The 6,138-nt window shown below is 73.2% G+C and carries 7 protein-coding genes; all 7 read left to right on the top strand.

Features of this window, described 5'->3' with window-relative positions; translation table 11 throughout:
• Positions 1–502: Hsp70 family protein (locus B4M60_RS03020; RefSeq protein ID WP_291080156.1), on the top strand; the 502-nt coding region annotated here is incomplete at its 5' end.
• Positions 499–696: a hypothetical protein gene (locus B4M60_RS03015; RefSeq protein WP_291080154.1), complete on the top strand. Its 198-nt coding sequence runs from the start codon at positions 499–501 to the stop codon at positions 694–696. The genes B4M60_RS03020 and B4M60_RS03015, both read left to right, overlap by 4 nt.
• Positions 693–1,319 carry a nucleotide exchange factor GrpE gene (grpE, locus tag B4M60_RS03010; protein WP_291080152.1) on the top strand — a complete coding sequence of 209 codons (627 nt, stop codon included), beginning with the start codon at positions 693–695 and terminating at the stop codon, positions 1,317–1,319. The genes B4M60_RS03015 and grpE overlap by 4 nt, the downstream gene beginning before the upstream one ends.
• A gap of 85 nt (positions 1,320–1,404) precedes the next feature.
• Positions 1,405–2,592: a molecular chaperone DnaJ gene (gene dnaJ, locus B4M60_RS03005; RefSeq protein WP_291080150.1), complete on the top strand. Its 1,188-nt coding sequence runs from the start codon at positions 1,405–1,407 to the stop codon at positions 2,590–2,592.
• Positions 2,589–3,017 carry a heat shock protein transcriptional repressor HspR gene (locus tag B4M60_RS03000; protein ID WP_291080148.1) on the top strand — a complete coding sequence of 143 codons (429 nt, stop codon included), beginning with the start codon at positions 2,589–2,591 and terminating at the stop codon, positions 3,015–3,017. The genes dnaJ and B4M60_RS03000 overlap by 4 nt, the downstream gene beginning before the upstream one ends.
• 73 nt (positions 3,018–3,090) lie before the next feature.
• Positions 3,091–5,772: an AMP-binding protein gene (locus B4M60_RS02995; RefSeq protein WP_291080147.1), complete on the top strand. Its 2,682-nt coding sequence runs from the start codon at positions 3,091–3,093 to the stop codon at positions 5,770–5,772.
• A gap of 97 nt (positions 5,773–5,869) precedes the next feature.
• Positions 5,870–6,138, top strand: a 269-nt coding sequence (locus B4M60_RS02990; protein ID WP_291080146.1) for a nitrilase-related carbon-nitrogen hydrolase, incomplete at its 3' end; no start/stop codon positions are given.

The raw sequence follows: 6,138 nt of genomic DNA, 5'->3' as shown, positions 1-6,138 counted from the left end.
CGCCAACGGCATCGTCCACGTCACCGCCAAGGACAAGGGCACCGGCAAGGAGAACACGATCATCATCCAGGACGGCTCCGGCCTGTCCAAGGAGGAGATCGACCAGATGATCAAGGACGCCGAGGCCCACGCCGAGGAGGACCACAAGCGCCGCGAGGAGGCCGACGCCCGCAACCAGGCCGAGTCCACCATCTACCAGACGGAGAAGTTCGTCTCGGAGAACAAGGACGCCGGCAAGGTCTCCGCCGACCGGTTCGAGTCCATCGAGACCGCGATCGCCGAGGCCAAGACCGCGCTCGAGGGCACCGACGTCGACGCCATCAAGGCCGCGGTGGAGAAGATCAACACCGAGGCCCAGGCCGTCGGGCAGGCCATCTACGAGGCCTCCGCGGCCGAGGGCGCCCAGGCCGGAGCCGAGGGTGGGTCCGCCGGATCCGCTGACGACGACGTCGTGGACGCCGAGGTCGTGGACGAGGACGAGTCGAAGGGCGACTCCAAGTGACCCGCCCCGACGGGACCCCCGACCCCGGGGCGCCCGAGGCCACAGACGAGGAGGCCTTCGAGGCGGCGTGGGCCGAGGACGCCCCCGTCGCCCCGGAGGCGGCCGCCGTGGCGGACGAGTCCGCCGGCGTCGGGGTCGAGGAGATCGAGGAGACGACCGCAGACGACGAGACAGCCAGGGGTGAGTTCCAGTGACAACACCACACGCGGACGGTCCGGAGTCCGATAAGGCCGCCTGGGCCGGCGGTGACGCCGCGGACGTGGCGGCCGCCGAGGCGATGGACGCGCGCTCGGCGACAGCCGACGCGGTCGAGGGCGAGGTCGTCAACGACGGCACGGCCGCCGACGACGGCGTCGAGCAGCCGCCCGGCGAGGAGACGACGGACCCTGCCGCGACCGACGCGACCGCCGAGTTGCAGAAGCAACTCGACGAGCGCACCGCGGATCTCCAGCGGGTGTCGGCGGAGTTCGCCAACTACCGCCGCCGTGTGGAGCGGGACCGCCAGGTGATCATCGACACCGCCAAGGGGTCGGTCCTCACCGAGCTCCTGTCGATCGTCGACGACCTCGATCGGGCGCGGGCGCACGGGGACCTCGAGGAGGGGCCGCTCAAGGTCTTCGCCGACAAGGTCCACGCGCTCCTGACGTCCCAGGGTGTCGAGGCTTTCGGCGAGGAGGGCGACGCCTTCGACCCGACCGTGCACGAGGCCGTGCAGGACGAGTCGGACGGCTCCGAGCCCGTGCTCGGCGCGATCCTGCGCAAGGGGTACCGCCACGGGGAGCGGACCCTGCGGACGGCGATGGTCAGCGTCCGCTAGTTACACCGGTGTGCAGTTGACCTCGTAGCAACAAGGTCAACTGCACACCGGTAGGCACTGACAACGAGAAGAAAGGAGGCGTCTGGTGAGTTCACGGGAATGGGTCGAGAAGGACTACTACGCCGAGCTGGGCGTCTCCAAGTCCGCCACCCAGGACGAGATCCGCAAGGCGTACCGCAAGCTCGCGAGCGACAACCACCCGGACAAGAACCCGGGGAACAAGGCCGCCGAGGAGAAGTTCAAGCGGGTCGGCGAGGCCAATAGCGTCATCGGCGACCCCGCCAAGCGCAAGGAGTACGACGAGTTCCGTGCCCAGGTCTCGTCGGGCGGGTTCGGCGGCTTCGCGCCGCCCGGCGGCGGCCGGTACACCACCACCGGCGGCGATTTCGACATCGGCGACCTCTTCGGCGGCGCCGGGGGAGCCGGTGGTGCCGGAGGCTTCTCCGACCTCTTCGGCGGACTGTTCAACCAGGGTCGCGGGGGCGCTGCGGGTGGTGGCGGAGCCCGGGCCCGGGCCCAGCGGCCACGGGGCGGGCAGGACGTCGAGACCGCGCTGACGCTGTCGTTCCGCGAGGCCGCCCTCGGTGAGACGGTGCAGATCAAGCTCTCGTCGGCGTCGCCGTGCCTGACCTGCCACGGCAGCGGCGCCCGTCCCGGGACCAGCCCAAAGGTGTGCGGGACCTGCCACGGCGCGGGTGTCACCCAGCGCACCCAGGGGGCCTTCGGGTTCGCCGAACCGTGCACCGACTGTGGCGGCACCGGCTCGAAGATCGACGACCCGTGTGGTGACTGCGGGGGGAGCGGGGTCACCGACCGGGCCCGCACCATCAACGTGAAGGTCCCGGCCGGGGTGCAGGACGGCCAGCGGATCCGCCTGTCGGGTCAGGGGGAGGCCGGATTCCGCGGAGCTCCGTCGGGCGACCTCTACGTGACCGTCACGGTGCAGAAGGACGCCGTGTTCGATCGCGACGGCGCCGACCTGCTCGTGGATCTCCCGGTGTCCTACCCGGAGCTCGTCCGCGGGTCGCAGGTGTCGGTGCCGACGCTCACCGGGCGGGTGACCGTCAAGGTCCCGGCCGGGTCGCGGGACGGTCAGATCCTGCGGGTCCGTGGCCGGGGGATCGCCCGCAAGTCCGGGACCGGGGACCTCAAGGTGACCCTCCGGGTGGCCACGCCCCCCGCCGGGATGGCCGAGGCCGAGCTCGCGGCGTACGACGAGGCGCTGCGTGCGGCCGGCTTCGATCCACGGTCGGGCTGGGCCGGGTCGGCGTGAGCCCCCGGCGGGAGGTCGGGGACCTCGGCCCCGACGACAGCGTCCTGGTGATCTCCGTGGCGGCCGAGCTGTCCGGGCTCCACGCGCAGACGCTGCGCACCTATGACCGGCTGGGGATCGTCACTCCCGAACGGACCAGCGGCGGCGGCCGGCGGTACTCCCTGCGGGACGTGGCCATGCTCCGCGAGGTGCAGCGGCTCAGTCAGGACGAGGGCGTCAACCTCGCCGGCATCAAGCGGATCATCGAGTTGACCAACCAGGTCGACGCCCTGCAGTCGCGGGTCCGTGAGCTGAGGGAGGAGCTCGCGGAGCTGCGCGCGGGTGCTGCGGCGCGCCGCAGGGCAGGCGGGGAGCTGGTCCACGTGCCCCGCTCGACCTCCGTGGTGGTCTGGCGTCCGCGCCACGAGCGCGACGACCGGCGCTGACGCCGACTCCCCGCTACTGCCCGGGCCATCCAACGGATTGCCCAAGGGTTGCCTACCCTCATACAGTGTCCGGATGACGATCTCGCAGGTGGGTACCTCCCGGGCGCCGCTCGGGTTGGTGTCCGCGTTCGCCGAGCGGGGCCGGGCGGTGGCGATCATCGACGACGACGAGGCCCTCACCTACGCCGACCTGGCCCGTCGCGTGGCGGACCGGAGCGCCGAGCTCCCGCCTGTCACCACCGGCCGGAGGCTGCTCGCACTGAGGGCCGCCAACACGCTCGCGTTCCTCGTCGACTACCTGGCCGCCCTCGAGGCGGGTCACGTGGTGCTGCTGCTGCCACCGGGGAGCCCCGCGCCCCGGGCCCTCGTGGAGGCGTGGGCCCCGGACCTGGTCCTGGGCGGCGGCGAGGTGGTTCCTCCGGCGGCCCACCGCACGCCGCCGGGGCACGAGCTGCACCCCGACCTCGCGCTGCTGCTCAGCACCTCGGGGTCGACGGGCTCGCCCAAGCTGGTCCGGCAGTCACGGGACGCGGTGCTGGCCAACGCCGGGCAGATCGCGGAGTACCTGCGCATCGCGCCGTCGGACCGCGCGATCACCACCCTCCCGCCGTACTACTGCTACGGACTCTCGGTCCTGCACAGTCATCTGCTCGTGGGCGCCTCGGTCGTCCTCAACGAGGCCTCGGTCTCGACCCCGGAGTTCTGGGAGCGGGCGGGTGCCCACGGTGTGACGACCTTCGCTGCGGTCCCGCACACGGTCGAGCTGCTCGAACGGGTCGGGCTCGACCGGCTGGACCACCTGCCGCGGCTGCGCTACCTCACCCAGGCCGGCGGTCGCCTGGCACCGGAGAAGGTGCGCACGCTCGCCGAGCGCCTCGAGTCGCGGGGCGCCGAGCTCGTGGTGATGTACGGCCAGACCGAGGCCACCGCCCGCATGGGGTACCTGCCCGCCCACCTCGCGCGCAGCCGTGCCGGGGCGATCGGCGTCGCCGTTCCCGGAGGGTCCTTCCGCGTGGACCCGGTCCCCGCCGACGGCCCCGACGGATCCACCGACCCCGCCGGTCACACCGATCCCGACGCCCCCGGCGAGCTCGTCTACTCCGGCCCCAACGTGATGATGGGGTACGCGCGCACCTCCGCCGACCTCGCCCGCGGCCACGAGCTCACCGAGCTCCGGACCGGCGACCTCGCGCGGATCGCCCACGACGGCCTGGTGGAGATCGTGGGCCGCATGGGCCGCGAGACCAAGATCTTCGGCCACCGGATCGACCTCGGCCGCGTCGAGGCCCTGCTCGCCGACGGGCACGGGATCGAGGCATGGTGTGTGGGCGAACCCGACCGACTCGTGGCGGTCACCCGGGAGTCCGGTGACGACGGCGGCCCGGCGGCCCTGGTCGCCGCGGCCGCCCGGGCGTCGGGGCTCCCGCCGTCGGCCGTCGAGGTGCTCCTCGTGGACGAGCCGCCCCGCACACCCGCGGGCAAGATCGACCACGCCGCGATCCGGCAGCTTGTCGCGGGCCGGGATCGCGCGGCGGGCCTGTCGGGTGCCGGGGCGGGCGACAGCGCGGGTGTCAGGGCCGGAGCCCCGGCGACAAGGCCGTCCGTGATGGTCGCGCACGCGCTCGGGCTCAGCCCCGACCAGCTCGCCGCCGCCGGACCGGAGGCGACCTTCGTGGACCTCGGGGGCGACTCGCTCACCTACGTCGTGCTCTCCACCCGCCTCGCCGAGACCGCCCCCGGCCTGCCGGACGACTGGCACCTGCGGCCGCTCGCCGAGCTGGACCACCTGGCCGCGACGGTGACCAGGGCCCCGTCCCGGTGGTGGGCGCCGTGGCGGGCATGGGCGCGGGTCGACACGTCGATCGTGCTGCGGGCGCTGTTCATCCTCACCATCGTCGGCACGCACACCCGGGCGCTCACGATCATCGGCGGCGCCCACGTCCTGGTGGCGCTCACCGGGTACTCGCTGGCCCGGTTCCGGCTGCACTCCCAAAGTGCCCGGGACCGTGCGCTCGGGATCGCGCGCACGGCGGGGCGGATCGCCCTGCCCGCCGTGCTGTGGTTGCTCATCGTGACCCCGCTGACCAGCCGCTACCACTGGTATTCACCGCTGTTGGCCACCAATGTCTTCGGCCCCAGGTCGTGGTGGGCCGACCGCTGGTGGAACCCCTGGCAGATGTGGTTCATCGAGGCGGTGGTCTACGCGCTGCTGGCGGTGGCCGCCCTCATGGCCGTCCCCGCGGTGAGCCGCCTCGATCGGCGGCTGCCCCTCGTCCTGCCCGCCGCGCTGGTCGCCGCGGGCCTGCTGGTGCGGTTCACGGTGATCGACCTCGGGGGTGGCCCGCAGGTCTGGTACTCGGCGCCGGCCGTGCTGTGGTTGTTCGGCCTGGGCTGGGCGATCGCGCGCAGCCACACCGTGTGGACCCGGCTGGCGACGTCGGCGGTGGCCCTGGCCTGTGTTCCCGGCTGGTTCGGGGACCCGGGCCGCGAGGCGGTGATCGTGGCCGGCCTGCTCGCCCTGATCTGGGTGCCGGCGGTCCGGCTGCCCCGCCCGGTGGTCCGCGTCCTCACCCCGCTCGCCGCCGCGTCGTTGTTCATCTACCTCACCCATTTCCTGGTCTACCCGCCGATCCGCGACGCCGGTCACGTCTGGGCCTCGTTCGCCGCCTCGATCGTCGTGGGTCTGCTCGCGTGGGTGCTGTGGGAGCGCGCGGGCCGGCTGGCGCGAGCGGTGCGGGCCGCCCGGCGCGGGTAGCGTCGACGGGACGCAGCCCGGCAAGGCCGAGCCTGCAACACCGAGTCCAGCAAGACCGGGCCCGCGACACCGAACCCACGCAACAGAGGAGGACGCCGTGCGCATCGCCGCCGCCCAGATCCTGTCCGGGCGCGATCCCGCCGCCAACCTGCAGCTGGTCCGCGAGTCGGTGGCCGGGGCCGCCGCGCAGGGGGCCCGGATCGTGGTGTTCCCCGAGGCCACGATGCGGGCGTTCGGGGCCGGCCGACTGGACGAGATCGCCGAGCCCCTCGACGGCCCGTGGGCGAGCCGGGTGGCCGAGGTGGCGCGGGAGCACGGCGTCGTCGTCGTCGTCGGCATGTTCACCCCCGGTGACGGGGGGCGCGT

Origin of the sequence: Dietzia sp. UBA5065, assembly GCA_002415925.1 — a bacterium.
Classification (GTDB): domain Bacteria; phylum Actinomycetota; class Actinomycetes; order Mycobacteriales; family Mycobacteriaceae; genus Dietzia.
Note: the sequence above shows the minus strand (reverse complement) of the source record. Positions and strands in the feature narration are given on the sequence as shown.